The sequence below is a fragment of the Halomonas sp. HG01 genome (genome assembly GCF_000968715.2).
In the GTDB taxonomy this organism is placed as follows: Bacteria; Pseudomonadota; Gammaproteobacteria; order Pseudomonadales; family Halomonadaceae; genus Halomonas; species Halomonas halophila.
The window spans coordinates 2539924-2564383 of the sequence record NZ_CP022134.1 but is presented as its reverse complement, the minus strand read 5'-3'; the positions used below and the strand labels follow the sequence as shown (position 1 = coordinate 2564383).

The following is a 24460-nucleotide window of genomic DNA, read 5'->3' as shown; positions in this document are numbered from 1 at the left end:
AGGGTGCGCACGGGCGTAGCGGAGGCGGTGAGGGAGAGCCGGGGCACAAGGAGGGCGCGCCGGCCCGCCGCCTGATTCCCTACGCCGGTTCACGTGCGGCGCGTGCCACACCCACCCGGATCAGGTTCCACGGGACCAGCGCTGGGCTCTGTCTCGAACGTGTCGAGCACGAACCTGCGCCATCTCAGCCGGTTCCACCGGCACCCCGTCAAGCGAATGGGCCGAGTCTAGCAGCTTGGCGGGCGACGAACACCCCTCTCATCCCCCTTGTCATCACTCCTGTCGTCATCCCGGACGCCGCGACGATCACTTGCCCTGGACGGCGCTCGCCTCGGCGCTCGACGTCCGCGCCCAGTCGCCGCCGAAGGACTGGATCGGCATCTCGCAGGGCCGCTCGGCCGGCGGTGCGGCGGGATCGCCGGCCGCCTCGAGATCCAGCGGCGCCGGCTCGGCCTCGAGCACCGCCGGCGGGGCGGTCTCGCCGGGCACCAGCAGCAGGCCGCGCCGGCGCAGGCCATGCCCGATCGTCAGGCTGCTGCTCCAGCGCACCAGCGGCGCGGCTAGCATCAGCCCTAGCCATACCGGCGTCAGCCACCAGAAGAAGGTCGGCGTGGCCCACCAGGTCACGCCCGCCCAGCAGAGGCCGACCAGGCTGCCCGGCCAGGTGTGACGCAGCGCCTCGCGCCAGGGCAGGGCGCGCCCCTCGCGCGACTGCGGGTTCCAGGCCACGGTGAGGCCGCTGAAGACCTCGATCACGAAGCGGCTGTGGAAGACCATCATCAGCGGCGCGATCAGCATCGCGAACAGCGCCTCCAGCAGGGCGCTGGCGACCAGCCTGCCACGCCCGCCGTAGCGGGACGGCGCTCGGCACAGGGCCAGCACTACGCCCAGCAGCTTGGGCGTCAGCAGCATCGCCAGGGTGCCGCCGAGCAGCGGCATGATCAGGTTGGGTGGGGCGATCGGCCAGTCCGGGAACAGCTGGGCGTCGGAGGTGAAGAAGTTGGGCGCGATCAGGGCGCGCAGCAGGGCATCGGCGGTGCTGACCGCGAGGATCGCCAGCCAGATCAGCGACGACAGGTAGGCCAGAGCGCCGCACAGGAAGTGCACCCGGCTGACCATGTGCAGGCCGCCGGCGCCCAGCAGGCGCAGGTGCTGCAGGTTGCCCTGGACCCAGCGGCGGTCGCGCTTGGCGTAGTCGAGGATATGGCTCGGCATCTCCTCGAAGCTGCCGCCGAGGTCGGTGCGCATGCGCACCTCCCAGCCGGCGCGCCGCAGCAGCGCGGCCTCGACGAAGTCGTGGCTGAGGATGTCGCCGCCCAGCGGTGGGCGTCCGGGCAGCTCGGGCAGGCCGGCATGCCGGATGAAGGGCGCCACGCGCAGGATGGCGTTGTGGCCGAAGTAGTTGGCGGCGTCGGACTGCCAGAAGCTCAGCCCGGCGGCCAGCATCGGCGAGTAGACCGCCGCCGCGAACTGGTTGGCGCGCCCGAAGAGGCTGTCCTGGCGCACGGGAATCGGCACCGTCTGCAGCAGCCCGAGGCGCGGATTGGCCTCCATCTGGGCGATCAGCTCATGCACGGTATCGCCGCTCATCACGCTGTCGGCGTCGAGCACCAGCATGAAGTCGTAGCGCTGCCCCCAGCGTTGGCAGAAGTCGCCGAGGTTGCCGGCCTTGCGGCCGGCGTTGCTGTCGCGATGGCGGTAGTGCAGCCGGCAATGGCCGGACAGCCGCCGCTGCAGCGCCGCCATGACGGCCTTCTCCTCGGCCACCACGGCCTCGTCGGTGCTGTCGCTGAGCACGAAGGCCTCGATGTGCCGGCGCTCGGTGATCGGCGGCAGGTCCCGGCAGGTCGCCTCCAGACCCGCGGCGACCCGCTCGACGTCCTCGTTGTGGATCGGCATCACCAGGGCGGTGCGCGAGCGGGCGTCGTCGGGCGGCCGGGGCGAGCCGGCCAGGGCCAGGCTCAGCGGGTCGCGGCCGGCGAGGCTCAGGACGAAGCCGATCAGGCCGCTCCAGAAGGCCACGGCGATCCAGCCGAAGGTCACCGCGAACAGCGCCAGGACCGCCAGCTCCAGCGGGGTCAGGCCGCCGACGTGGAGGATGCGGAACATGGTCCACACGCCCAGGGCGGTGGTGGCGGCGATCAGCAGGGCGACGGCCCAGCGGCGGGTGCGGCGCCAGGGAATGGGCGCCGCGGCGTTGCGGGAATCAGCGGCGCTCATCGGGATACCAGACATAGTTCCAGGTTTCTGTCAGCGGCTCGCCGTGCAGGGTCAGGGCCAGGCGCATGTCGGCCGGTGTGCCGTCTTCCGGCGCGAGCCGGAAGCTGGCGCGCCAGGTGTCGTCGGGCAGGCGCTGGACGCGGGGTTCGATCAGCTCGCCGCTGGAGGTGGTCAGGCGCGGCTCCACCGTCTGGTCGGCCTCGAGGCCGTCGAGGGTGGGCCCCTGGAAGTCGACGATGAAGACGCGCTGGCTGGCGGGCGGCGGATCGTCCTGCCCCGGCGTGGCGCCCCAGCCCTGGCGCGAGCGCAGCACATGGGCGAGTCGCTGATCCGGCGGCGTGGCGCCGAGGGTGCTCAGCCGGTAGCGGAAGGTCCGCGACTGCCCGGCCTCGAGCGGTTGCTCGGGGATCCAGTAGGCGGTGATGTTGTCGTTGGCCTCGCTGTCGGAGGGGATCTCGACCAGCTCGACGCGGCCCTGGCCCCAGTCGCCCAGCGGCGTGACCCATTCGCTGGGGCGCGTCTCGTAGCGGGCCTCGGCGTCCAGGTAGGCCTCGAACCGGCGCGGCCGCTGGATCAGCCCGAAGCCCCGGGGCGAGGTGTCCTGCAGGCTCGACATATGCAGCGTCTCGGGATTGCTCAGCGGGCGCCAGATGCGCTCGCCGTCGCCGGTCTGCATGGCCAGGCCGCTGGAGTCGTGTACCCGCGGGCGATAGTCGTCCGCCGGGTAGTCGCCGAGCCCGCCGTGCATGTACATGCTGGTCAGCGGCGCGATGCCGAGCTTGGCCACGACCTCGCGGGCGAACAGCCGCGCCTCGGTCTCGACCGTGGTCGGCTCGCCGGGAGCGATCTCGAAGCGGTAGGCGCCGGAGAGCGACGGGCTGTCGAGCAGGGCGTAGACCGTCAGATGCGTGTCCTCGGGGCCGGGCTCGACCAGCCAGAACTCGCGAAAGGCGGGGAACTCCTCGCCGCGGGGCGCGCCGGTGTCGATGGCCAGCCCGCGGCTCGAGAGGCCATAGCCCTGATCGCGGCCGATCATGCGGAAATAGGAGGCGCCGAGAAACACCATGAACTCGTCGCGATAGTCGCCGCTGTTCAGCGGGTAGTGCAGGCGGAAGCCGGCGTAGCCGAGATCGCCGAGGGCCTCGGCGTCGAGATCGGCCAGCCCGGCGGCCTCGTCGTCGTAGCGGAAGCGCGATGGGTCGAAGGGCAGCGGGCTGACCTCGCCGTCCTCGTCGACCAGGTTGAGCACGACCGGCTGGTCGTAGAGGAAGCCGGGATGGAACAGCTGGACCTCGAACAGGCCGTCGTCGTGCCAGACGGCGCGGTCGGGGCGGAAGCGGATCTGGCGATAGGCGTCGTAGTCGAGCTCGGTCAGCGCCGGCGGCAGGTCGGCGTCCGGTGCCTCATAGGGCGCGTCGGCCAGGCGCTCGGCGCGGTCGGTGACGCGGTCGAACAGCCCCTGCTCGGCGGCGGGTTCGGCGCTGGCCTCCATGGCCAGCGTCGTCCCCAGCGAGAGGGCCAGGAAACGGAACAGCGATGTCATGTGGTGACTCTCCTTGGAATCCCGCCGGCATTCCCTGCGCGAGCCGGTCCAGGGGGTCTTGTCGTGTTATGGGTATCGTTATCGTGAAAGCGTACCGGGGTTGGTCAGTGCGCCGCCGGGATGGTTCCGTCCCGCGGCGCCGAAGGGGTTACTTGTAGACGCGGAAGCGCTTCCAGTCGGCGCGGCCCTCGAGCTCCTCGGGGGTCTTGCGATAGCGCTTGTATTCCCACTGGTACTGGACCGGGTCCAGGGCGATGGCGGCCTCCACGCAGGCGTTCACGCCGGCGGCCGAGGTGGTCTCGTCGCTCGAGTAGACGCGCTCGTCGGCGGCCAGGAAGTGCAGCGCGAAGCCGCGGCCGCGAACGCGCTTGGCCACGCCGGTGACGACCCGGGCCTCGGTGCGGGCCACCAGCTTGGGCAGCAGGGTGGCGGTATAGGCCTGGCGGCCGAAGAAGGGCGCGAACACGCCGCTGCCCCAGCTCGGCGTCTGGTCCGGCAGGATGCCCACCGTCTCGCCGCGCTTGAGCGCCTTGAGCAGCGCCGCCACGCCGCGCGGATTGGTCGGCACCAGCTCGGCCCCGCGCCGCTCGCGGCCGCCGCGGATGATCGGGTCCAGCGGAGCGAGCTTGGGCGGCTCGTACATGGCGGTGAAGGGGAAGTGCCCGGACAGCCAGAAGTTGAGCACCTCCCAGTTGCCGAAGTGGGGTGCCAGCACGATGACGCCTCGCCCCTCGGCGCGGGCCTCGTCGAGCAGCTCGCGGCCGTGGACCTCGAGAATGCTGGCCTCGACCCGGTCCGGCTCGCCCATCCAGGCCAGGCCCAGCTCGAGCATGGTGGCGCTGGAGTGGACCAGGCTGCGCCGCGCCAGGCGGCGGCGCTCGGCCTCGGGGCGGTCGGGATAGGCCTGGGCCAGGTTGATGCGGGTCACCCGGCGCTCGCGCCGGCTGCCGAGCTGCACCAGCGGGCCGGTCATGCGCGCCAGGCGCCACAGTGAGGCCGGCCGCCAGTTGGCGAGGGCGCGCCACAGGCCGGCGATCAGCCGCGCCTGAAAGCGCCCCTGGGTGTGTTGCGTGTCGGCCATGGATCAGATCAGCCAGGTATCGACGTTGTCGGGGGCGCGCTTCTCCTGCAGGCCCTTGAAGCCCTTGACGCAGCGGATGATCATCCACACCGCCAGCGCGATCAGCAGCGGGAAGCCGATCACGACCAGGGTCAGCAGCGAGGCCAGGGCGGCATAGACGAGGCCGATCCAGAAGGTGCGGATCTGGTAGCGGTAGTGCTCGTCGAGCCAGGCCGGGCCCTTGCCGCGGTATACGTAGGCGATCACCACGCCGATGATGCCGGTGAAGCCCACCACGAAACTGGCCAGGTAGAGGGCGTAGACGACCATGGCCATGGTGGTATCGGGGGTGCGGGCGTCGTCGGCGACCACGGCGTCGTGGCGCGCGGGATCATGCTCGTTCATCGGTCGTCCTTGAAAGCGTGGATATCGTGCCGCTCATGATACTGGCCTGGGATGGCGATGCCAGCATGGCGCCTTCAGCCAGGCCGAGAGCCTTCGGCGATGTTGCCTGATCCCTCAGCGCCTGGGGCGGCTGATCTCGAGCAGGTTGCCGTCGGGGTCGCGCAGGTAGAGCGACTCGATCTCGCCGGTGGCACCCTGGCGGCTGACCGGCCCCAGCTCGACCTCGATGGAGAGCGCCTCGAGGTGGCGCTGGACCTCGTCGAGGGGCAGCTGGCTGCGCAGGCACAGGTCGAGGCTGCCCGGGGTGGGCGTGGCGGCCCGTGGCTGGATATCGGTGGCGGTCCAGTGCAGGCGCAGGGCCATGTCGCCGAGCATCAGGTCCACGCGCTCCTGATCGCGATAGCGGACGTCCAGCCCCAGTACCCGGGTGTAGAAGTCCACGGCGCGGGAAATATCGGTCACGGTGATGACCAGGTGGTCCAGACCTGACAGCATGCATGCCTCCTGAAAGTGAGTCCTGCCACAGAGAATACGATGATGCCGACCTGTCCGCTATGCGCATCCACCGACCACGCGCCCTACCATCGCGATGCGCGACGCGACTATCGCCGCTGCCGGCGCTGTGCGCTGGTGTTCGTGCCGGCCCATCAGCGCCTCGGGCCGGCGGAGGAGAAGGCGGTCTACGACCAGCACGAGAACTCCCCCGACGATCCCGGCTATCGTCGCTTCCTGTCGCGGCTGTTCGAGCCGCTGGCGGCGAAGCTCTCGCCCGGCGCCCGCGGGCTCGACTTCGGCGCCGGCCCGGGGCCGACGCTGTCGGTGATGTTCGAGGAGGCCGGCCACCCGATGGCGATCTATGACGCCTTCTACGCGCCGGACGCGGCGGCGCTCGAGCGCACCTACGATTTCATCACCTCCACCGAGGTGGTCGAGCATCTGTTCGCGCCCGGCGCCGAGCTCGAGCGCCTGCTCGGTCTGCTGGCGCCCGGCGGCTGGCTGGGGCTGATGACCAAGCGGGTGCCGCCAAGCGTGGAGGCGTTCGCCGGCTGGCACTACATCCTCGATCCGACCCACGTCTGCTTCTTCGATGAGGCGAGCTTTCGCTGGCTCGCCGAGCGCTGGCAGCTGACGGTGAGCTTCCCGGCCGGCGACGTCGTATTGCTGCAGAAGGCGTGAGGTCGCTTCGTTCGATAACACGCTGTTATCGTCATCGAAGTGTCGCGAAAAAGCCTGCCAGGGAGGATTGGCGGCGCCCGTGACCGGGCGTATATTCGTGCGCGAATTCCCGCCACCGCCGTCCCCGGCGGTGGCCTTTTCTCGCGGCTCGTCGGAGGCCTTCGCACATGTCACGCCAGCTGTTGCTCATGGCCCTGGGGCCGCTGCTCGGACTCTTCATCCTGGGCATCGGCAACGGCTTTCTGACCACGCTCACCACCCTGCGGCTGGACGCCGCCGGGGCCTCGTCGCTGGTGATTGGCTGGGTGTCCTCGGCCTACTTCATCGGCCTGGGCTTGGGGGCGATGGTCAACGACCGCCTGCTGCTGGCGATCGGCCATATCCGCGCCTACGGCAGCTTCGCCTCGCTACTGGCGGTGTCGGTGCTGCTGCAGGGCATGTCCGCCGACCCCGTGGCCTGGTTCGCCCTGCGTCTGATCGCCGGCTGGGCCACGGTGGGCGTTTTCCTGGTGATCGAGAGCTGGCTCTTGACCGCCGGCGACGACCGGGTGCGCGGGCGCCTGCTGGCGATGTACATGATCGTGGTGTTCGCCGCCGGGGCGATCGGCCAGCTGCTGTTCGGCCTGACCCGCGGCATGGCGCCCGCCGAGCCCTTCATGCTGATCGGCCTGCTGGCCTCGCTGTCGGTGCTGCCCATGGCGATCATCCCGCGGGTCACGCCGCTGCTGGAGAAGGCCGAGCCGCTGTCGCCGCTGCGCCTGATCATCCTGACGCCCACCGGCGTGATGGGCAGCTTCGGCTCCGGCATCGCGGTGGCGGCGGTCTATACCCTGCTGCCGCTGTACCTGCAGCGCAGCGGCGTCGGCGGCGATCGCGTCGGCCAGCTGATGGCGCTGGTGGTGCTCGGCGCCATGTGTCTGCAGTACCCGGTGGGGCGCTGGTCGGATCGCCACGACCGCCAGCTGGTGCTGATCGGGCTCGGTGGCTTCTGCGCGCTGATCTGCGCCGGCATCCTGCTGTTGCCGCTGCCGCCCTGGGGGCTCGCCGCGCTGCTGTTCCTGCTCGGCGGCGGGGTCTTCTCGCTGTATCCGGTGGCGGTGGGGCACGCCGCCGACCGCGCCCCGGCGGGCGCGCTGGTGCGCATGAGCCAGGGCCTGCTGCTGATCAACGCCATCGGCGCGACGCTGAGCCCCTCAGCGATCGGCCCGGTGATGACGCTGGTGGGCGACGGCGGGCTGTTCTGGTCGCTGGGCGCGCTGGGCGTCGGGCTGGTGGCCTTCTTCGCCTGGCGGCGCAGCGTGCGCCCGGCGCCGGTGCCGGTGGCGCCGTTCTCGCCCGCCACGCCGCTCAGCGCCGCCGAGCTGGCGGTCACCGAGGAGTGGGTGCAGGGCGCGCTGGAGCACGAGCACGTCGAGGATCTGTCCGAGGCGGTGCCGGACGTCGAGGTGGCCGAGCCGCTGGTCGGCCCGCCGCCGCCGGACGAGCCGCATATCGTCTACTACGATGACGCGGCGCCGGCCGAGGTGGATCCCGCGTCCGACGCCGCTAGTGCCGACGAGCAGGATCGAAGGGCGACCTACGGCTAATGGTTCATCAGCCGTCGTGAATCTAGTCTCGCCGGAACGTCCTGTTTTCGAGGTGCCCCGATGACGCCCTATACGCCGCCGCTTCGCGATGTCCGCTTCGTGCTCGAGGAACTGCTCGAGCACGGCTCGCTCTCTCTGCCCGGCTTCGAGGAGATCGGCCCCGAGTTGGCCGACGCCGTGCTGGAGGAGGCCGGCCGGCTGGCCGGCGAGGTGTGGGCGCCGCTCAACGCCGTCGGCGACCGCCAGGGCTGCCGGCGCCGCGAGGACGGCGGCGTCACGCTGCCCGAGGGCTTCGCCGAGGCCTACCGGGCCTACGCCGAGGGCGGCTGGAACGGCATCGGCGTCTCCGCCGCCCACGGCGGCCAGGGCCTGCCGGAGACCGTGGCCAGCGCCGTGCAGGAGATGCTGCACGGCGCCAACATGGCGCTGGGGCTGTGCCCGATGCTCACCGCCGGCGCCATCGAGGCGCTGGCCCGTCACGGCAGCGAGGCGCAGCAGGCGCGCTACCTGCCGCCGCTGGTGGAGGGCCGCTGGACCGGCACCATGAACCTCACCGAGCCCCAGGCCGGCTCCGATCTCTCCCAGGTGCGGACCCTGGCCGTGCCCGATGACGATGCGCCCGGCGAGTACCGCCTCAAGGGCCAGAAGATCTACATCACCTGGGGCGAGCACGAGGCCGCCGAGAACATCCTGCATCTGGTGCTGGCGCGCACCCCGGACGCCCCCGAGGGCAACCGGGGCATCTCGCTGTTCCTGGTGCCCAAGTATCTGGTGGAGGACGACGGCTCGCTCGGCGCCCGCAACGACGTGACCTGCATCGGGCTCGAGCACAAGCTCGGCATCCACGGCTCGCCGACCTGCTCGCTGAGCTTCGGCGAGGGGCGGGGCGAGGAAAGAGGCGAGGCTGAGGGGGCTATTGGCTATCTGGTCGGCGAGCTCGGCCGCGGGCTCAACCACATGTTCACCATGATGAACGAGGCCCGCCACAAGGTCGGCATCCAGGGCATCGGCGTCGCCGAACGCGCCTGCCAGCAGGCGCGCAGCTACGCCCTGGAGCGGGTGCAGGGCCGCCGCGACGGCGCGCCCTGCGTCATCGCCGAGCATCTGGACGTCAGGCGCATGCTGCTGTCGATGCGCGCCCGCACCGATGCGCTGCGCGCCCTGGCGCTGACCTGCGCGGCGCAGATGGACCGGGCCCGCCACGCCCTGGATGAGGCCGAGCGCCAGGCCGCCCAGGCCCGGGTCGAGGTGCTGATCCCGGTGGTCAAGGCGTTCTCCACCGATCAGGCGGTGGAGATCGCCTCGCTGGGCCTGCAGGTCCACGGCGGCATGGGCTACATCGAGGAGACCGGCGCCGCCCAGCTGTTGCGCGACGCGCGCATCGCGCCCATCTACGAGGGCACCAACGGCATCCAGGCGCTGGACCTGGCCGGCCGCAAGCTGGCCCGCGACGGCGGCGCGGCGCTGAGCCGGCTGGCCGACGAGGTCGATGCCACCGCCGAGGCGCTCGCCGTCAGCCCCGAGCTGCGCCCGCTGGGCGAGAGCCTGGCCGGCGGCGTGGCCGATCTGCGCACCGCCATGGGCCTGGTGCTGGCCCGGGGCGCCGATCCCGAGCGCGGCGCGGACGCCGTTCAGGCCTGTGCCACGCCGTTTCTTTCCCTGGCCGGCCATGTGCTTTGTGCCTGGCAGCTGGGCCGTTCGGCCCTGCGCGCCGAGGCCGCGCTGGCCGACGGCAGCGGTGACGCCGACTTCTATCGCGCCAAGCTCGTCGCGGCGGAGTTCGGCCTGCGCCAGTGGCTGCCGGAGGGCCGCGCCCGGCTGGCGGCGATCGAGGCCGGCATGGGCGGCCTGGCGGCGCTGAAGCCCGGGCATCTCTGAGCCCGGCGCAGGGCGCGAGCCTGCCAGCGTGATGTCAGTGCAGGCGGGCGTGACTCGACCGCGACACACGACCGGTGCATGCTGATCCGAGTGCCCGCCGGGCGTGATCGGCGGGCGGGTCCACCCAAGCGAAGGAGAGGCAGCGATGAGTCAATCACCGATCGGCGTCGTGGGCGCCGGCACCATGGGCCAGGGCATCGCCCAGGTGCTGGCGACCGCCGGCTTAACGGTCCGCCTGTTCGACGTGGCCGAGGAGGCGCTCGAGCGCGCCCGGGCCGGCATCGACAAGGGGCTCGGCAAGCTGGTGGCCAAGGAGCGGCTGAGCGAGGACGCGCGCGCCGACGCCCTGGCGCGGCTCCGCGGCACCACCGAGCTTGCGACCCTGGCCGACTGCGAGGTGATCATCGAGGCCGCGCCGGAGAATCCCGAGCTCAAGGAGCGGCTGTTCCGCGACCTCAGCGCGCTCGGCGATGACATCATCCTGGCCTCCAACACCTCCTCGCTGTCTCTGACCCGGCTGGCCGGCGCCTGCGAGCGCCCCGAGCGGGTGGTGGGCATGCACTTCTTCAATCCGGTGCCGGTGCTGAAGCTGGTCGAGGTGATCCGCGCCGAGCAGACCGGCGACGCCACCGTGGCGCGCGTCGAGGCGCTGGCCGAGGCGCTGGGCAAGACCGCGGTGCGGGTGGGCGATTCGCCGGGTTTCGCCGTCAATCGTCTGCTGGTGCCGATGATCAACGAGGCGGCCTTCCTGGTGCAGGAGGGCGCGGCCACGCCGGAGGCGGTGGACCAGGCCATGCAGCTCGGCGCCGCCCATCCCATGGGCCCGCTGGCGCTGGCCGACCTGATCGGCCTGGACGTGTGCCTGGCGATCATGGAGGTGCTGCAGGAGGGCTTCGGCGATCCCAAGTACCGGCCCTGTCCGCTGCTGCGTCGCATGGTCGATGCCGGCTATCTGGGCCGCAAGAGCGGGCGCGGCTTCCACGTCTACGACGGTGCCTGACCCCCGACCAAAGCCTCGATTGTCGCTCTACCAAGCGTTCGCTAGGGTGAGGGCGTTGCGTCTTTCCCGATATCACGAGACGAGGAGCCATCATGAGCGAGCAGGCGATCGAGGTGCAGGACGAGGGCGGCGTGGTCCGTCTGACCGTCAACCGTCCCAAGGCGCTCAACGCCCTGAACAGTGAGGTGATCGCCGCCTTGGCGGCGGCGCTCGACGATCTCGAGGCCCGCGGCGACCTGCGCGCGGTGCTGATCACCGGTGCCGGCGAGAAGGCCTTCGTGGCCGGCGCCGATATCACCGAGATGCGCGACAAGAGCGCCGTCGAGGCCCGCGACTTCGCCGGCCAGGCCCAGGCCACCCTCAAGCGGCTCGAGGCGCTGCCGGTGCCGGTGGTGGCGCTGGTCAACGGCTTCTGTCTGGGCGGCGGCTGCGAGCTGGCGCTGGCCTGTGACTGGGCGGTGGCCAGCGACAATGCCGTGTTCGGCCAGCCGGAAGTGCTGCTCGGGGTGATTCCGGGCTTCGGCGGCACCCAGCGCCTGCCGCGCCGCGTCGGCCCGGCCATGGCCCTGGACCTGGTCACCACCGGGCGCAAGATCGACGCCAGCGAGGCCCTGCGCATCGGCCTGGTCAACCGGGTGATGCCCCAGGCCGAGCTCGAGGACTACGCCGCCGAGCTGACCAAGCAGCTCGGCGGCAACGGCCCCCAGGCGGTGCGCGGCGCCAAGCAGGCGGTCCACGACGGCCTGGACCAGGACCTGGACAGCGCCCTGGCGCTGGAGACCAGCCTGTTCGCGCTGTGCTTCGCCGGCGACGAGCAGCGCGAGGGCATGAGCGCCTTCGTCGAGAAGCGCAAGCCGAACTTCTGAGCGCCGCTCGCACCCTGCGCAGCATCGACGGCCGTGGCGGTGACGCCACGGCCGTCTTGTGTCTGTGGTGTCAGTCCAGGCGTCGGTCGCGGCGCCTGGCCGGGCGCGCCGGCCAGCCGAGGCGCAGCACGCCGGTGGCGATGGCGGTGCCCGCGAGGGTGATGGCCATGCCGGCCAGGATCTGCAGGCTCAGCGTCTCGTCGAGCAGCACATAGCCCCACAGCAGGGCGCTGACCGGCACCAGGAAGGTCACGGTGGAGGTCGCGGTGGCCCCGGCGCTGGCGATCAGCCCGAAGTAGAGCAGGAAGGCCAGGGTGGTGCTGAAGGCCGCCAGCGCCAGGCCGTTGGCCCAGCCGAGGCCGCTGATCGGGGCCTCGGGCCACAGCCACAGGCCCGGCAGCAGCAGGATCAGCCCGGACATGGCGCAGCTGCCGGCGGCCAGCACGCGCACCGGCAGGTGGGACAGGTAGGTCTTGGAGTAGTTGGTGGCGATGCCGTAGCAGAAGGTGGCGCCGAGCACCGCGAGGATGAACCAGCCGTCGCCGCCCAGGGCGAAGTCCAGCCGATCCGCAGACAGCACATAGACCCCGAGGAAGGCCAGCGCCAGGCCCAGATACTGGCGCCGCGACACCGGCGTGGCGAAGAACAGCGCGCCGAGCAGGGCGGTGAACAGCGGCGTGGTGGCGTTGATCAGCGAGGTGAAGCCGGCCTCCAGCCGGGTGGTGGCCAGCGCCAGCAGCGAGAACGGCAGCACGTGGTTGACCAGCCCCAGCAGCATCAGCCGACCGGCGTTGTCCCGCACCAGGCGCAGGTAGCGCACGCCGAGCAGCAGCGGCAGCATCAGCAGCGCGCCCACGCCCATGCGCACCAGGATCAGCGGCACCGGGCCGAACTCGGGCACCGCCACTCGCATGAAGATGAACGACATCCCCCACAGCGAGGAAAGCAGGATCAGGCGGAGGGTGTCGGCCGGGCTCATGGCGGTGTCCAGGTGGCGAACGGGAAGAAGGTGTCATGGCAGGGTAATCGCCCGTCGGTCGGCGGGGAAGGGCGTGGACATTCGCCTCTCACCTCCGCCGTGGTCGATGGAAGGAGGGCGCGTGCCGGCGGCTTGATCCAGCGCAATCCCGGTTCGGCGAGGCTGTGCTGTGATGAGAGGAGGTTCCTTGCCTCGGGAGAACTGCCATGCCTGCCATGATGAAAGCCGCCGTCTTCGTCGAGCCCGGCCGCATCGAGCTCGACAACAAGCCGATTCCCGACATCGGCCCCGACGACGCCCTGATCCGCGTGACCACCACCACCATCTGCGGCACCGACGTGCACATCCTCAAGGGCGAGTATCCGGTGGAGCGCGGGCTGACCGTGGGCCACGAGCCGGTGGGGGTGATCGAGAAGCTCGGCGCCAACGTCAAGGGCTATGCCGAGGGCCAGCGGGTGATCGCCGGCGCCATCTGCCCGAGCTTCACCTCCTATGCCTGCCAGGACGGCTGCAGCGCCCAGGACGGCGGCCACCATGGCCACGGCTACAAGCCCATGGGCGGCTGGCGCTTCGGCAACACCATCGACGGCGCCCAGGCCGAGTACCTGCGCGTGCCCGACGCCCAGGCCAACCTCAGCCCGGTGCCGGACGGCCTGACCGACGAGCAGGTGTTGATGTGCCCGGACATCATGTCCACCGGCTTCGCCGGGGCGGAGTCGGCCAATATCCGCATCGGCGACAGCGTGGCGGTGTTCGCCCAGGGCCCGATCGGGCTCTGCGCCACCGCCGGGGCGCGGCTGCGCGGTGCCGGGCTGATCATCGCCGTCGACGGCGTCGACGAGCGGCTGGCTATGTCGCGCCAACTCGGCGCCGACGTGGTGCTGGACTACCGCAAGGTCGACGTGGTCGACGAGATCCGTCGTCTCACCGGCGGGCGCGGCGTGGACGCGGCCATCGAGGCGCTGGGCCTGCAGGCCACCTTCGAGAATGCGCTCAGGGTGCTCAAGCCCGGCGGCACCCTGTCGAGCCTCGGCGTCTACTCCGAGGACCTGACCCTGCCGCTGGACGCCTTCAGCGCCGGCCTCGGCGACCACCGCATCGTCACCTCGCTGTGCCCGGGCGGCAAGGAGCGCATGCGCCGGCTGATGGGCATCATCGAGAGCGGCCGCCTGGACCTGGGCCCGCTGGTCACCCACCGCTATGCCCTCGACGACATCGTCGACGCCTACGAGCTCTTCTCCCATCAGCGCGACGGGGTGCTCAAGGTCGCCCTGAGCGCCGGCTAGGGCCGGCGCTGGCGTGCGGGCCGGCGGTCGTGATATCGCTGTGGGCACGATGATTCCACACGGAGGTGACCATGAAGACCATCGGCGTGCTAGGCGGCATGAGCTGGGAGTCCACCCAGAGCTACTACCGGGCCCTCAACGAGGGCGTGAAGCGCGAGCTGGGCGGCTTCCACTCGGCGACGGTGGCGCTCTACAGCGTCGACTTCGCCGAGATCGAGACGCTGCAGCAGGCCGATCGCTGGGACGAGGCGGGCGAGCGGCTGGCCGAGGCGGCGCGGCGAGTGCAGGCGGCGGGAGCCGACTTCCTGCTGCTGGCCACCAACACCATGCACAAGGTGGCGCCGGCGATCGAGGCCGCCACCGATATCCCGCTTCTGCATATCGCCGATGCTACCGCCGAGCGGCTGCGCGCGGACGGCGTACGTCGGGTGGGGCTGCTGGGCACTCGCTTTACCATGGAGCAGGCCTTCTACAAGGACCGGCTCGGCGAGCGCTTCGGCATCGAGGTGCTGGTGCCGCAGGCCGAACAGCGCGACCGGGTGCACCGGGTGATCTTCGAAGAGCTGTGCCAGGGGCGCATCGAGCCGCCCTCGAAGGCGGCGTATCTCGAGATCATCGCGGACCTGCACGCCCGCGGTGCCGAGGCGGTGATCCTCGGCTGCACCGAGATCGCGCTGCTGGTCGGCCAGGGCGATACCCCGGTGCCGCTCTACGACACCACAGCGCTGCACGCCGAGGCCGCGGTGACGGCCGCGCTGGCCGAGGAAAAGGGCGAGCGGGCTTGATAGAGTGATGGCTCCACCAACGCCAGGGAGGCAGGGATGCGCATCACCCAGCTCAATATCTATCCGGTCAAGTCGCTTCGCGGCATCGCCCTCGACCAAGCCACGCTCACCGAGCGCGGCCTGGCCCTCGATCGCCACTGGATGGTCGTGGACGCCCGCGGCCGCTTCGTCACCCAGCGCGAATGCCCGGCCATGGCCAAGGTGACGGTGCGCCTCGAGCCGAGCCGCCTGGTGCTGGAGCACCCTGAGGCCGCGCCCTTGGCGGTGCCGCTGGCGCGTCACGGGCTCGAGCGCCTCGAGGTCAGCATCTGGAAGGACACCTGCGAGGCGCTGGACGAGGGCGCCGAGGCGGCCCAGTGGCTGACCGCCGTGCTGGGCGATGGCCGACGGCGCGATGGCCGGCAGGGGGATGAAGAGGGCGGACTGCGCCTGGTGCGCTTCCCCGAGGAGCGTCGTCGCGAGGTCGAGGCCGACTATCTGCGTGGCGAATCGGCCCACACCGCCTTTCCCGACGGCTATCCGCTGCTGGTGGCCCACCAGGCCTCCCTCGAGCGGTTGAACGAGCGCCTCGCCGAGAAGGGCCTGGACCCCGTGCCGATGAGCCGCTTCCGGCCCAATGTCGTGGTCGAGGGGGAGGGGGCCTTCGCCGAGATCGACTGGGACGAGCTGGCGCTCGGCTCGGGCGTCCGACTGGGGCTGCGCAAGCCGTGCAAGCGCTGCAAGATCATCACCCAGGATCAGCGCACCGGCGAGGCGCCGGTGCCCAAGGAGCCGCTGAAGACGCTGGTGGAGATGGACACCCAGCCGGGCTGGAAGGGCGCCTTCTTCGGCCAGAACGCCGTCCCCCTCGACGGCATCGGCCTGACGCTGCGCGTCGGCGATGACGCGACGGCAACGATCAGGGCCTGAGGCGTGGAACTGTCGCTGTGCCCGGCCCGGGCGTCGGACCGTGACTGGGCTGCCGCCTTGGTGCGGGCCAACATGCGCGAGGCCTATGAACGTCATGGCCTTTCCTGGCAGCCGGAGGCGTTCGAGGCCGACTGGGCCGCCGGCGAGAACCATCTGCTGTGGTGCGAGGGTGCTCGCGTGGGCTATCTGCGCCTCCACGACGGCGACGGCGTCGGCTATCTCCAGGACCTGCAGATCGTGGCCGGTCGGCGCGGCGCCGGGCTCGGTGCCTGGGCGCTCGAGGCCGTCAAGGCGCGGGTCCGCGAGCGTCGGCTCGAGGCGCTGCGGCTCAAGGTGTTCGCCGACAGCCCGGCCGTGCGGCTCTATCGCCGCCACGGCTTCGTCACTCTATTGCACGCGCCGCCGCTGATCGGCATGGAATGTCGGCTGGCGACGGCGGGGTGAACGCATTCCGGGCCTTCATGAAGAAGGTCCATACGCATAAGGACATGACATGATCGTGATCTACGGCATTCGCCATCGTCTGGACCCCATCAAGGCCCGCCTGTCGGCGGTGATCCATGGCTGCATGATGGACGTCTTCGGGCTGCCCGAGGACAAGCGGGCACAGCGCTTCATGCCCATGGACGCCGAGGACTTCTTCGCCCCCGGCGGGCGCAGCGACGCTTATACCGTCATCGAGATCAACATGATGGCGGGACGCACGACAGAGACCCAGAAGGCGCTGATCAAGCGGCTGTTCGCGGACATCGAGGCCGAGCTTGGCATCGCCCCGGTGGACGTGGAGATCATCCTCAAGGAGCAGCCGCCGCACTGCTGGGGCTTTCGCGGCATGACCGGCGACGAGGTCCGCGACCTCACCTATCGCGTGGACCGCTAGTCCGGGTCGCGAGTCGGCAGCTCTTCGACCGTCAGTGCAAGGAATTGCTCGGGCGGGGCATAGCATTCCGGCAGCTGATCGCCACCCCAGCGGGCGAGGGCCTGCATGGCCGGCAACAGGGCCGCGCCTTTGCTCGTCAGATGATACTCATGACGTTTCGGGCTCGACCGTGAGGGTACGCGAGCGACGACGCCGTATCCGGCGAGCCGGCGCAGGCGATTCGCCAGGATGTTGGTCGGGATCCGTTCGGCGCAGTGGCTGAAGTCGCTGTAGCGGTGCTGGCCCTTGATGATCTCGCGCAGGATCACCAGGCTCCAGCGGTCGCCGATGAGCTCCAGGGTGCGGGCCAGCGGGCATGCTGTCTGGGGAGGGGAAGAGGAAGTCATATCGGCAAGGTACCGGATCAGGTGCAATGCTTGCAATATGCAAGTCATGCCTCTAGTTTGCTTGCATATTGCAAGCAAAAGGAGCGTGCACATGCTCGGCCCTACCCCGGGTTCCTTCGCATGGAGCGAAACGACGGAAGGCGTGCTCAACGCCCGAGAGAAGGCTCACCTGATCTATCAGCTGGTGCGCAGTCAGATGGACGAGGGCCTGAGTCGGCTGGCCTGGCGGCTCGGCCATTCGTCTGTCCGCAAGCGTGCGGTGGAACCTTCCCGGGTGCAGGCGCCTGATAGCGCACTCTGCCGGCGGGTCGAGGCCCGGGTGGCGGCGCACTACAGCCCCGCGTTGCTGGCCCATTGCTATCGCAGCTGGTGGATGGGCGCGCTGGTCGGTGAGGCGCTGGGTATCGAGGCGGATGCCGAGATGCTCTATGTGGCCTGCCTGATGCATGACGTCGGCCTGACGGACGCTCATGCGAGCTGCATCGCAGAGACCGCATTCCAGGTCACCGGTGCCCGGGAGGCGCGTCGACTGGCACTGGCCGAGCAGTGGCACGACGACGATGCAATTCGCCTCTATGAGTCGATCAGCTACCACCTGAACCCATGGCTCGATGCCCGGCGCCACACGCCGGAGGCTCTCCTGCTCAAGTACGGGGCCCACATGGATGTGGTCGGTGCCTACCGGCATCTGTTATCCGAGGAGGCCTTGCGAGCGATCCACCGACATCATCCGAGGGAAGGATTTCGTCAGGAGATCACCCGCTCCATCGTGTCGGCCCCGCACCGGGCCGGTGGGCATGCGCATTGCCTTCGTCGCCTGGGATTCGCCCGGCTGGCCGGGAACAATCCCCTGGAACAATACGCGACATCATGAAAGGCCTGTGGGGGCGAGGTCGGCCCTGAGATCGGCAGGCCGACCGAAGCGGCCATGGGGCATTGCATGCGGTGGGTGTCGCCGTCAGTGTGACGGGTCCACCAGGCCGCCCAGCGAGGCGTTGCGGCGGAACCAGCCGGCGATGCTGGCGCGCGGATAGCGAGTCGGCAGTACCTCGTGGGGCACCCGATCGGAGAGGAAGCAGACGAAGGTGCCGGCCTCGGGCCGGACCCGGGTCAGCTCGCGCGCGGGGTCGTGCTCGTCGAAGATCACCATCTCGCCTTCGCCGTCGGCGGGCCAGTCCGGGTTGAGATAGCCCACGGTGGAGATCACGCGGTTGGCGCGGCCGCGGAAGCTGTCCAGGTGGCGCTTGTAGAAGGCGCCGGGCGGGTACTGGGCGAAGTGTGCCTCGTACTCGAACAGGCCCAGGAACAGCGCCTGGTTCAAGGCCTGCTGCAGCTCGCCCATGGCTTCCAGGTAGCGGCGCTGAGCCAGGCTCTCGCGGTCCAGCCAGCGGATGGCGTCGCCGCGGATGTCGCGGCGCAGGTGATGCTCGCTGCCGCGGCCGACGCCGGCGGCTTCCAGCGCCTCGCGGGCGGCCATCGCCTCGACTTCGGCGAACAACGGGGCGTGCAGGGCCTCGGGCAGGAAGGCTTCGCCCAGGTACCAGCCCTGTTCGACCAGGGCATCGACCAGCTCGGTCAGGCGGGCGGGGGGCAGGTGCGGGTGGCTCATGATGGCGTCAGTCGGCGTTCGGGGTGGAAATGCAGGGTGCCTGCGGGGCGCTGGAAGAGGTCGATCGGCATGGCGAAGCCCTCGGCCAGCAGCTCCACCAGCATCATCGACGACAGGCCCCAGATCACGTGGTCGTCGTGGCGATAGCTCGGCACGTAGTAGTCGCGGCCGTCGACGCGGATCACGTCGGTGTGGGTGCGGCGGTCGGCGAGGAAGCTCGCCACCGGCACCTCGAAGATGGCGTCGAGCTCATCCGGATCGGGAGCCAGTGGCAGGCCCGGGGGAATCACGCCGACGAAGGGCGTGACGCGGATGCCGTGCAGCGAGATGACCTCGGACAGTCGGCCGAGCACCTCGACCCGGTCCGGCGGCAGGGCGATCTCTTCCTCGGCTTCGCGCAGGGCGGTGGCCAGCAGGTCGGCGTCGCCGTCCTCGCGTTTGCCGCCGGGGAAGGCGACCTGGCCGCTATGGGTGGAGAGGTGGGCGGCGCGGCGGGTGAACAGCAGCGTCGGCTCGGGGTGGGCCACCAGGGGAAGCAGCACTGCCGCCTGGGGCAGGTCGAGGGCCAGGCGGCGCGGCGCATGCGCTTGCAGGCGCTCGCGAAGTTTCTCTAACATGATGATTCCATCGAGTTTCATCTCTTTTACCCAGTCGCCGCGCGCGGCGTCAAGCCCGGGGCACTCCCGGTGCCAGCCAGTCAGGGAGCGCCATGAACTTTTGCAGTCATTGTGGGCAGCCGGTCCGTTTCGCGATTCCCGAAGGCGATGATCGGCCACGATTCCTGTGCGACGCCTGCGGCACCATCCACTACCAGAACCCCCGCATCGTCGCCGGGACCCTCCCGGTATCGGGCTCGCGGGTGCTGCTGTGCCGCCGGGCCATTTCTCCGCGCAAGGGCTACTGGACGTTGCCGGCGGGCTTCATGGAGAACGGCGAGACCACCGTCGAGGCGGCCGCCCGGGAGACCCGCGAGGAGGCCATGGCCGAGGTGGCGCTCCAGCCTCTCTATACCATGATCAACCTGCCGCACATCGACCAGGTGTTCATGATCTTCCGCGCCGAGCTCGACGGCGACTTCGGCCCCGGGCCGGAGAGCCTCGAGGTGGCGCTGTTCGAGGAGCACGAGATTCCCTGGGGCGCGCTGGCCTTTCCCACCATCGAGCGTACCCTGCATCACTTCTTCGCCGATCGGCGCCAGGGCGACTTCGCCCTGCACGTCAGTGACATCACGCCCGAGGATCGCGAGCGCTACTTTGGCTCGGCCTGACGGCGGGCTCGCTGCCTGACCAGACGACGCCACGGGCCATGCCCGTGGCGTTTTCGTCGTGGGGCGCCGGATATCGGCTGGATGCTAGAGGTCGGCCAGCCGCCAGACGTCGTAGGCCGGCTCCTCGTAGGGGTGAGCCCGTCTGAGCGCGGCCAGGGCCTCGCGGATCAGTCCGTCCTCGCAGACCAGCTCCACCTTGAGTTCCTCCACGTGTTCCAGGTCGCCGACGCGGCCGATATGCGGGTCGGCGCCGGTCAGCGGACGAAACTGCCCGGTGCCCGGCGTCTGGAAACAGCAGGCCTCGTAGTCGCCGATGCGTCCGGCGCCGGTGGCGAACACGGCTTTCTTGACGCGCTCGGCGTCTTCCGCGGGCACGAAGAAGGCGAGCTTGTACATGACGGTCTCCGATGTGAGGGTTCTTCCTCGTTGTGCCATAGCGACGCGTGCCCGTCAGCCATGCGCGAGAAAAAACTTGCCTCTTTTATGTACGTGGATTAATTTCTGTATAGGTTGAGTAAAGGAATCTCTGCCAGGACATTTCCCGCATCGAGTGTCAGCCGGTATCCCCGGAGGAGCCATCTCATGAAGGTCATGACATCACGCATTCCCCAGTTCATCGGCGCCGGCCTGGTCGGCCTGGCCCTGAGCGGCGTCGCCCAGGCCGATCATCACGGCATGAAGGCGGACATCGTCGACACCGCCGTCGAGGCCGGCCAGTTCGAGACCCTGGTGGCCGCGGTCCAGGCCGCCGGCCTGGTCGAGACGCTCAAGGGCGAAGGCCCGTTTACGGTCTTCGCCCCGACCGACGAGGCCTTCGCGGCACTGCCGGAGGGCACCGTCGACGACCTGCTCAAGCCGGAGAACCGCGACACCCTGGCGTCCGTGCTGACCTACCACGTGGTGCCCGGCAAGGTCACGGCCGAGAACGCCATGGCCGCCGACAGCGCCACCACCGTCCAGGGGCAGGACATCACCATCACCACCATGGACGGCCAGGTGATGGTGAACCAGGCCACCGTGATCCAGCCCGACGTCGAAGCCAGCAACGGCGTCATCCACGTCATCGATGGGGTCCTGATGCCCGAGTGACGTCTGCCGCTTCCCCCGCGATTGCGTCCTGCAATCGGTCCCTTGCCGCCCGCCCCGGGCGGCTTTTTTTATGACGTGTCCGCGGTTTTGACAGCAGGGGCGCACGGGGCGAGCCTCGAGTCACATGATGACGGATGGAGCACAATGCATGGTCGACGATGCCTTGACGGCGCTGCTCGAGCGCCTCGACCTCGGTTTCCGAGGGCCCCTCGAGCCGCTCTCCGGCGGTGATATCGCCGCCGTCTACCGCCTGGACACCGATCGCGGCGAGGCGGTGGTCAAGCGCGACGATCCGGCGCGGCTGGCCGGCGAGGCCGAGGGACTTCGCGCCCTGGGAGCGGCGACGGGGCGACTCGTGGTGCCCGAGGTCTGGGGCGAGGGCGATGGCTGGCTGGTGATGGAGGCGCTGACCCCGGCCCGGCGCACGGACACGGGCGAGCGGGCGCTGGCCGAGGGCCTGCGCGAATTGCACGGGGTGGGACACTCGCCGCACGGCTGGGCGCGGGACAATGCCTGCGGCGCCACGCCCCAGCCCAATGCCCCGCTCGACGACGGTCGCGCCTTTCAGCGCGAGCGTCGGCTGCTGCCGCTGATGCGCGCCTGTCATGCTCGGGGGCTGCTGGACGATCGCCTGTGCGCGAGGCTGGAGGCGGTGGCTTACGGGCTCGAGGGCTGGCTGCCGGATACGCCGGCGCGACTGGTGCATGGCGATCTGTGGTCGGGCAACGTGCTCTACACCACGCGCGGGCCGGCGATGATCGACCCGGCGGTCTATCGTCACTACCCGGAGGTCGATCTGGCCATGCTGACGCTGTTCGGCGCTCCGTCACAGGCCTTCTTCGACGCCTACTGGAACGGTGCGGCACCGGCGGACTGGTCGCGTCGCGAGTCGCTGTTCCAGCTCTATCCGCTGCTCAACCACCTGCTGCTGTTCGGCGGCGCCTATCGCAGCGGCGTGGCACGAGCGTTGCAGCGAGTGGAAGCGGGCGGCTGAGGTGCTCCGGTGCCGCGGCCGGCGTTCTCAGCCCTGGCGAAGCCGGGCCAGGGCGCGTCGCCACCAGGGCGTCCGTTGTCCGGCGGCGGGGAAGCCCCGGGTCAGGAAGTCGGCGATCGGGTCGACCTGCTCGGTACGGTCGAGCATCGGGGCATGGCCGCAGTCGCTGGCCTCGAGGTGGATCAGCCCGGGCTGGGCCTGGCGCATGCGTTCGACGCTCTCGGCCTTGAGCAGCGGCGAGTCGGCGCCGCGTACCACCATCAGCGGGCAGCGGATCGCGCGCCAGTCGGCCCAGGTATCGCGCGGCGTATCGTGGATGAATTGCTCGCCGATGCGGGGATCGTAGTGGTAGGTCCAGCCGCCGTCCGGCAATCGACGAGCGCTGCCGAGGGTCAGGCGACGCCAGGCGTCGTCGCTGCGCGGGCCGAAGCCGGCATAGTGCCGGCGCAGCTCCGCGGCCAGGTCGCGGAACCGGCCGAAGCGGTGGGGCACGCCGAAGTAGGTGCCCAGCGCGGCCAGGCCGTCGGGGTCCAGCTCCGGGCCCACGTCGTTGAGCACCAGGCGCTCGATGCGCTCGGCGGTGTCCGCTTCAGCGGCCAGCAGCATGCCCAGCAGGCCGCCCATGGAGGTGCCGACCCAGGGCACCCGCTCGAGGCGGAAGTGATCGAGCAGCGCGACTGCTATGGTCATATAGTGCGAGTACAGATAGTCATGGGCGGGATACAGCGACCAGCTCGACAGGCCTCGCCCGGGCGTGTCCGGTGCCAGGACTCGCCAGCCCGGGCCGAGCAGGCGGGCGAAATCGGCGAAGTCGCCACCGTGGCGGGCCAGGCCGTGCCAGGCGATCAGGGTGCGGGGTGCATCGGGATGCCAGATGCGGACGGCGACGTCCAGCTCCCTGACGCGCACGAAGGTCAGGTCGTCCATGATGAGGGCTCGGTCGGCGGATGTGGCTTTGCAGCATAGACGATGCCGGGAGGGCAGCTTGCTAGGAAGATAATTTTCTTGCTAATTACACGAACGTTGATGGATTGACGTGCTAAACATGCGACAATGAATGTATATCCTCATAGTCACTCTTAGAAGGAACTTGCCGATGAAGCCGTATCGTCCGGTATCGTCGGGGCGGCGTGTCCTGTTGCCCTGCCTGCTGGCCGTCTCGCTGGCCGGTCAGGCCCAGGCCGCCGACCTGCTGACCATCACCCGGGATGCCATCGACAACAATGCCAGCCTGGCTTCGGCCCGCGCCCAGTACGGCAGCGTGGAGGCGGGCCGCGACGTCGCCCGTGGCGACCTGTTGCCCCAGGTCTCGGCCTCGGGCCAGGTCGACCACAACCGTCTCTACGAGAGCGTCTCCTCGAGCCGCGGGTCCGGTGCGGGCAACGGCGATGACAGCTACAACAGCGCCAGCCTGACCCTGGAGGCGACCCAGGCGCTGTTCGACGCCGCCAACAGCGCCGAGGTGGATCAGGCCGCGAGTCGGATCGACCAGCAGACCTACCAGCTGGCCGCCACCGAGCAACAGGTGCTGATCGACGTGGCGTCGGCCTACTTCGACATCCTGCGTGCCCACGAGATCCTCGAGGCGCGTCGTGCCCAGGAGCGGGCCATCGGCCGCCAGCTCGAGCAGGCCCAGGAGCAGTTCGACGTGGGCCTGATCGCCATCACCGAGGTGGAAGAGGCCCGCGCCAGCTTCGACCAGTCCCGCGCCGACCGCATCGCCGCCGAGAACGATCTGCAGGTCAGCTTCGAGACCCTGGAGCGGCTGACCGGGCAGCGCTACGACAGCATCGACGCGCTTCAGGAGGCCATGCCGGTGACTCCGCCGCAGCCGAGCGGCCGCGATGCCTGGGTCGAGCTGGCGATGGACAACAGCCCGCTGGTGCTGGCCAGCCAGGCCGGCGTCGAGGTCTCCGAGGATGCCGTGGACATCGCCCGGGCCCAGCGCCTGCCGGTGGTCGAGGCCTTCGCCAACTACAGCTACTCCGACACCGATCAGGACCAGATGGACGGGCATAACTCCCAGAGCCAGGTCGGCGCTCGGGTGAGCCTGCCCATCTACACCGGCGGCCGCACCAGCGCCGGCATTCGCCAGTCCACCTACGACCTCGAGTCCAGCCAGTACGACTTCGAGGATCAGCGCCGCCAGACCGTTCAGCAGGTGCGTTCGCTGTACACCCAGGTCACCAACGACGTGGCCACCGTCGAGGCGCGGGCCCAGGCCATCGTCTCCAATCAGAGCGCGCTGGATGCCACGCGCGCCGGCTACGAGGTCGGTACCCGCAACATCGTCGACGTGCTCAACGCCGAGCAGAGCCTCTACGATGCCATCGCCGATCATGCCGATGCGCGTTTCAGCTACGTGATCGACCTGCTCACCCTGCGTCAGCAGTCGGGCACCCTGAACGTGCAGGCCATCGAGGCGATCAACGACTGGCTGTCGGCGGAGCAGGGCGTGTCGCTGGCGCTGCCGGAGGTCGGCGAGGCCAGCCGCTACGACGAGGCGATGAACATCGGCGCGCCGCCTCGGCCCGAATCCTGA

Annotated in this window: 26 protein-coding genes; 15 read left to right on the top strand and 11 right to left on the bottom strand. The window is 70.0% G+C overall.

Translation table 11 applies throughout. From position 1 onward, the window contains the following. Positions 1–306 precede the first annotated feature (306 nt). The 5 genes from mdoH to UN84_RS12215 all read right to left on the bottom strand — a co-directional run bounded on the left by mdoH (position 307) and on the right by UN84_RS12215 (position 5723). Positions 307–2220: a glucans biosynthesis glucosyltransferase MdoH gene (mdoH, locus tag UN84_RS12235; RefSeq protein WP_082090939.1), complete on the bottom strand. Its 1914-nt coding sequence runs from the start codon at positions 2218–2220 to the stop codon at positions 307–309. Beyond that, positions 2207–3763, bottom strand: coding sequence for a glucan biosynthesis protein (locus tag UN84_RS12230; protein ID WP_046079938.1), 1557 nt, complete (start codon positions 3761–3763; stop codon positions 2207–2209). The genes mdoH and UN84_RS12230 overlap by 14 nt, the downstream gene beginning before the upstream one ends. A 148-nt stretch (positions 3764–3911) precedes the next feature. Beyond that, complete coding sequence (locus UN84_RS12225; RefSeq protein WP_046079939.1) at positions 3912–4844, bottom strand: lysophospholipid acyltransferase family protein; 933 nt, start codon at positions 4842–4844, stop codon at positions 3912–3914. 3 nt (positions 4845–4847) lie between these two features. Then, a complete protein-coding gene (locus UN84_RS12220) occupies positions 4848–5228 on the bottom strand; it encodes a DUF4870 family protein (protein WP_035597382.1) in 381 nt (126 codons plus the stop codon). Between the two features lie 114 nt (positions 5229–5342). Further along, entirely contained in the window at positions 5343–5723 is a 381-nt protein-coding gene (locus tag UN84_RS12215) for a VOC family protein (protein ID WP_046079940.1), read from the bottom strand. A gap of 39 nt (positions 5724–5762) precedes the next feature. Between UN84_RS12215 and UN84_RS12210 the strand changes: the two genes are divergently transcribed. From UN84_RS12210 to UN84_RS12190, 5 genes are all read left to right on the top strand, one after another. Further along, a complete protein-coding gene (locus UN84_RS12210) occupies positions 5763–6404 on the top strand; it encodes a class I SAM-dependent methyltransferase (protein ID WP_046079941.1) in 642 nt (213 codons plus the stop codon). Positions 6405–6571: 167 nt separating this feature from the next. Further along, positions 6572–7990, top strand: coding sequence for an MFS transporter (locus UN84_RS12205; protein ID WP_046079942.1), 1419 nt, complete (start codon positions 6572–6574; stop codon positions 7988–7990). A gap of 60 nt (positions 7991–8050) precedes the next feature. Then, positions 8051–9868, top strand: coding sequence for an acyl-CoA dehydrogenase (locus tag UN84_RS12200; RefSeq protein ID WP_046079943.1), 1818 nt, complete (start codon positions 8051–8053; stop codon positions 9866–9868). A 145-nt stretch (positions 9869–10013) separates the two neighbouring features. Continuing rightward, positions 10014–10868, top strand: a complete 855-nt coding sequence (locus UN84_RS12195; protein WP_046079944.1) for a 3-hydroxybutyryl-CoA dehydrogenase — start codon at positions 10014–10016, stop codon at positions 10866–10868. 92 nt (positions 10869–10960) lie between these two features. Beyond that, a complete protein-coding gene (locus UN84_RS12190; protein ID WP_046079945.1) occupies positions 10961–11734 on the top strand; it encodes an enoyl-CoA hydratase-related protein in 774 nt (257 codons plus the stop codon). Between the two features lie 70 nt (positions 11735–11804). Here UN84_RS12190 and UN84_RS12185 read toward each other — a convergent pair whose 3' ends face one another. Then, positions 11805–12713, bottom strand: a complete 909-nt coding sequence (locus UN84_RS12185) for a DMT family transporter (protein WP_046079946.1) — start codon at positions 12711–12713, stop codon at positions 11805–11807. Positions 12714–12919: 206 nt separating this feature from the next. On the opposite strand from UN84_RS12185, the gene UN84_RS12180 reads away from it, so the two are divergent. From UN84_RS12180 to UN84_RS12160, 5 genes are all read left to right on the top strand, one after another. Beyond that, entirely contained in the window at positions 12920–13999 is a 1080-nt protein-coding gene (locus UN84_RS12180; RefSeq protein ID WP_046079947.1) for an NAD(P)-dependent alcohol dehydrogenase, read from the top strand. Between the two features lie 71 nt (positions 14000–14070). Beyond that, positions 14071–14784: an aspartate/glutamate racemase family protein gene (locus UN84_RS12175; protein ID WP_046079948.1), complete on the top strand. Its 714-nt coding sequence runs from the start codon at positions 14071–14073 to the stop codon at positions 14782–14784. A gap of 36 nt (positions 14785–14820) precedes the next feature. Next, the gene (locus UN84_RS12170; protein ID WP_173835004.1) at positions 14821–15693 is read left to right on the top strand and encodes an MOSC domain-containing protein; all 873 of its coding nucleotides are present in this window, start codon (positions 14821–14823) and stop codon (positions 15691–15693) included. A 3-nt stretch (positions 15694–15696) separates the two neighbouring features. Next, entirely contained in the window at positions 15697–16137 is a 441-nt protein-coding gene (locus UN84_RS12165; RefSeq protein WP_046079949.1) for a GNAT family N-acetyltransferase, read from the top strand. A gap of 49 nt (positions 16138–16186) precedes the next feature. Next, positions 16187–16573, top strand: a complete 387-nt coding sequence (locus UN84_RS12160) for a tautomerase family protein (RefSeq protein WP_046079950.1) — start codon at positions 16187–16189, stop codon at positions 16571–16573. Here UN84_RS12160 and UN84_RS12155 read toward each other — a convergent pair. Continuing rightward, positions 16570–16995: a winged helix-turn-helix transcriptional regulator gene (locus UN84_RS12155; protein WP_202020698.1), complete on the bottom strand. Its 426-nt coding sequence runs from the start codon at positions 16993–16995 to the stop codon at positions 16570–16572. The genes UN84_RS12160 and UN84_RS12155 overlap by 4 nt on opposite strands. Before the next feature lie 55 nt (positions 16996–17050). On the opposite strand from UN84_RS12155, the gene UN84_RS12150 reads away from it, so the two are divergent. Then, positions 17051–17833 (top strand): HD domain-containing protein, encoded by a 783-nt coding sequence (locus UN84_RS12150; protein WP_046079952.1) that lies wholly within the window; start codon positions 17051–17053, stop codon positions 17831–17833. An 84-nt stretch (positions 17834–17917) separates the two neighbouring features. Here UN84_RS12150 and UN84_RS12145 read toward each other — a convergent pair whose 3' ends face one another. Together UN84_RS12145 and UN84_RS12140 are read right to left on the bottom strand one after the other, a co-directional pair. Further along, positions 17918–18568, bottom strand: a complete 651-nt coding sequence (locus UN84_RS12145; RefSeq protein WP_046079953.1) for a 2OG-Fe(II) oxygenase — start codon at positions 18566–18568, stop codon at positions 17918–17920. Then, positions 18565–19185, bottom strand: coding sequence for a CoA pyrophosphatase (locus tag UN84_RS12140; protein WP_173835003.1), 621 nt, complete (start codon positions 19183–19185; stop codon positions 18565–18567). Before UN84_RS12140 ends, UN84_RS12145 begins: the two co-directional genes overlap by 4 nt. A 92-nt stretch (positions 19186–19277) precedes the next feature. Here UN84_RS12140 and UN84_RS12135 point away from each other — a divergent pair, with 92 nt between their 5' ends. Next, complete coding sequence (locus tag UN84_RS12135) at positions 19278–19835, top strand: NUDIX hydrolase (RefSeq protein ID WP_046079955.1); 558 nt, start codon at positions 19278–19280, stop codon at positions 19833–19835. An 84-nt stretch (positions 19836–19919) separates the two neighbouring features. Here UN84_RS12135 and UN84_RS12130 read toward each other — a convergent pair whose 3' ends face one another. Next, entirely contained in the window at positions 19920–20231 is a 312-nt protein-coding gene (locus UN84_RS12130) for a Nif3-like dinuclear metal center hexameric protein (RefSeq protein ID WP_046079956.1), read from the bottom strand. Positions 20232–20417: 186 nt separating this feature from the next. On the opposite strand from UN84_RS12130, the gene UN84_RS12125 reads away from it, so the two are divergent. Both UN84_RS12125 and UN84_RS12120 read left to right on the top strand, forming a co-directional pair. Next, positions 20418–20924, top strand: coding sequence for a fasciclin domain-containing protein (locus UN84_RS12125; protein WP_152662878.1), 507 nt, complete (start codon positions 20418–20420; stop codon positions 20922–20924). 148 nt (positions 20925–21072) lie between these two features. Next, the gene (locus tag UN84_RS12120; protein WP_046079957.1) at positions 21073–21918 is read left to right on the top strand and encodes a fructosamine kinase family protein; all 846 of its coding nucleotides are present in this window, start codon (positions 21073–21075) and stop codon (positions 21916–21918) included. 27 nt (positions 21919–21945) lie between these two features. On the opposite strand, the gene UN84_RS12115 is transcribed toward UN84_RS12120, so the two are convergent. Then, positions 21946–22845 (bottom strand): alpha/beta fold hydrolase, encoded by a 900-nt coding sequence (locus UN84_RS12115; protein ID WP_046079958.1) that lies wholly within the window; start codon positions 22843–22845, stop codon positions 21946–21948. A gap of 169 nt (positions 22846–23014) precedes the next feature. Here UN84_RS12115 and UN84_RS12110 point away from each other — a divergent pair, with 169 nt between their 5' ends. Further along, entirely contained in the window at positions 23015–24460 is a 1446-nt protein-coding gene (locus tag UN84_RS12110) for a TolC family outer membrane protein (RefSeq protein WP_046079959.1), read from the top strand.

Bases quoted from the DNA above. Each gene is read 5' to 3' on its own strand.
- UN84_RS12125 (WP_152662878.1), top strand. From the start codon at position 20,418: ATGAAGGTCATGACATCACGCATTCCCCAGTTCATCGGCGCCGGCCTG.
- UN84_RS12170 (WP_173835004.1), top strand. From the start codon at position 14,821: ATGCGCATCACCCAGCTCAATATCTATCCGGTCAAGTCGCTTCGCGGC.
- UN84_RS12215 (WP_046079940.1), bottom strand. From the start codon at position 5,723: ATGCTGTCAGGTCTGGACCACCTGGTCATCACCGTGACCGATATTTCC.
- UN84_RS12120 (WP_046079957.1), top strand. From the start codon at position 21,073: ATGGTCGACGATGCCTTGACGGCGCTGCTCGAGCGCCTCGACCTCGGT.
- UN84_RS12115 (WP_046079958.1), bottom strand. From the start codon at position 22,845: ATGGACGACCTGACCTTCGTGCGCGTCAGGGAGCTGGACGTCGCCGTC.
- UN84_RS12145 (WP_046079953.1), bottom strand. From the start codon at position 18,568: ATGAGCCACCCGCACCTGCCCCCCGCCCGCCTGACCGAGCTGGTCGAT.
- UN84_RS12205 (WP_046079942.1), top strand. From the start codon at position 6,572: ATGTCACGCCAGCTGTTGCTCATGGCCCTGGGGCCGCTGCTCGGACTC.
- UN84_RS12175 (WP_046079948.1), top strand. From the start codon at position 14,071: ATGAAGACCATCGGCGTGCTAGGCGGCATGAGCTGGGAGTCCACCCAG.
- UN84_RS12185 (WP_046079946.1), bottom strand. From the start codon at position 12,713: ATGAGCCCGGCCGACACCCTCCGCCTGATCCTGCTTTCCTCGCTGTGG.
- UN84_RS12140 (WP_173835003.1), bottom strand. From the start codon at position 19,185: ATGTTAGAGAAACTTCGCGAGCGCCTGCAAGCGCATGCGCCGCGCCGC.
- UN84_RS12230 (WP_046079938.1), bottom strand. From the start codon at position 3,763: ATGACATCGCTGTTCCGTTTCCTGGCCCTCTCGCTGGGGACGACGCTG.
- UN84_RS12200 (WP_046079943.1), top strand. From the start codon at position 8,051: ATGACGCCCTATACGCCGCCGCTTCGCGATGTCCGCTTCGTGCTCGAG.
- UN84_RS12160 (WP_046079950.1), top strand. From the start codon at position 16,187: ATGATCGTGATCTACGGCATTCGCCATCGTCTGGACCCCATCAAGGCC.
- UN84_RS12225 (WP_046079939.1), bottom strand. From the start codon at position 4,844: ATGGCCGACACGCAACACACCCAGGGGCGCTTTCAGGCGCGGCTGATC.
- UN84_RS12130 (WP_046079956.1), bottom strand. From the start codon at position 20,231: ATGTACAAGCTCGCCTTCTTCGTGCCCGCGGAAGACGCCGAGCGCGTC.
- UN84_RS12180 (WP_046079947.1), top strand. From the start codon at position 12,920: ATGCCTGCCATGATGAAAGCCGCCGTCTTCGTCGAGCCCGGCCGCATC.
- UN84_RS12150 (WP_046079952.1), top strand. From the start codon at position 17,051: ATGCTCGGCCCTACCCCGGGTTCCTTCGCATGGAGCGAAACGACGGAA.
- UN84_RS12220 (WP_035597382.1), bottom strand. From the start codon at position 5,228: ATGAACGAGCATGATCCCGCGCGCCACGACGCCGTGGTCGCCGACGAC.
- UN84_RS12135 (WP_046079955.1), top strand. From the start codon at position 19,278: ATGAACTTTTGCAGTCATTGTGGGCAGCCGGTCCGTTTCGCGATTCCC.
- UN84_RS12210 (WP_046079941.1), top strand. From the start codon at position 5,763: ATGATGCCGACCTGTCCGCTATGCGCATCCACCGACCACGCGCCCTAC.
- UN84_RS12190 (WP_046079945.1), top strand. From the start codon at position 10,961: ATGAGCGAGCAGGCGATCGAGGTGCAGGACGAGGGCGGCGTGGTCCGT.
- UN84_RS12110 (WP_046079959.1), top strand. From the start codon at position 23,015: ATGAAGCCGTATCGTCCGGTATCGTCGGGGCGGCGTGTCCTGTTGCCC.
- UN84_RS12195 (WP_046079944.1), top strand. From the start codon at position 10,014: ATGAGTCAATCACCGATCGGCGTCGTGGGCGCCGGCACCATGGGCCAG.
- mdoH (WP_082090939.1), bottom strand. From the start codon at position 2,220: ATGAGCGCCGCTGATTCCCGCAACGCCGCGGCGCCCATTCCCTGGCGC.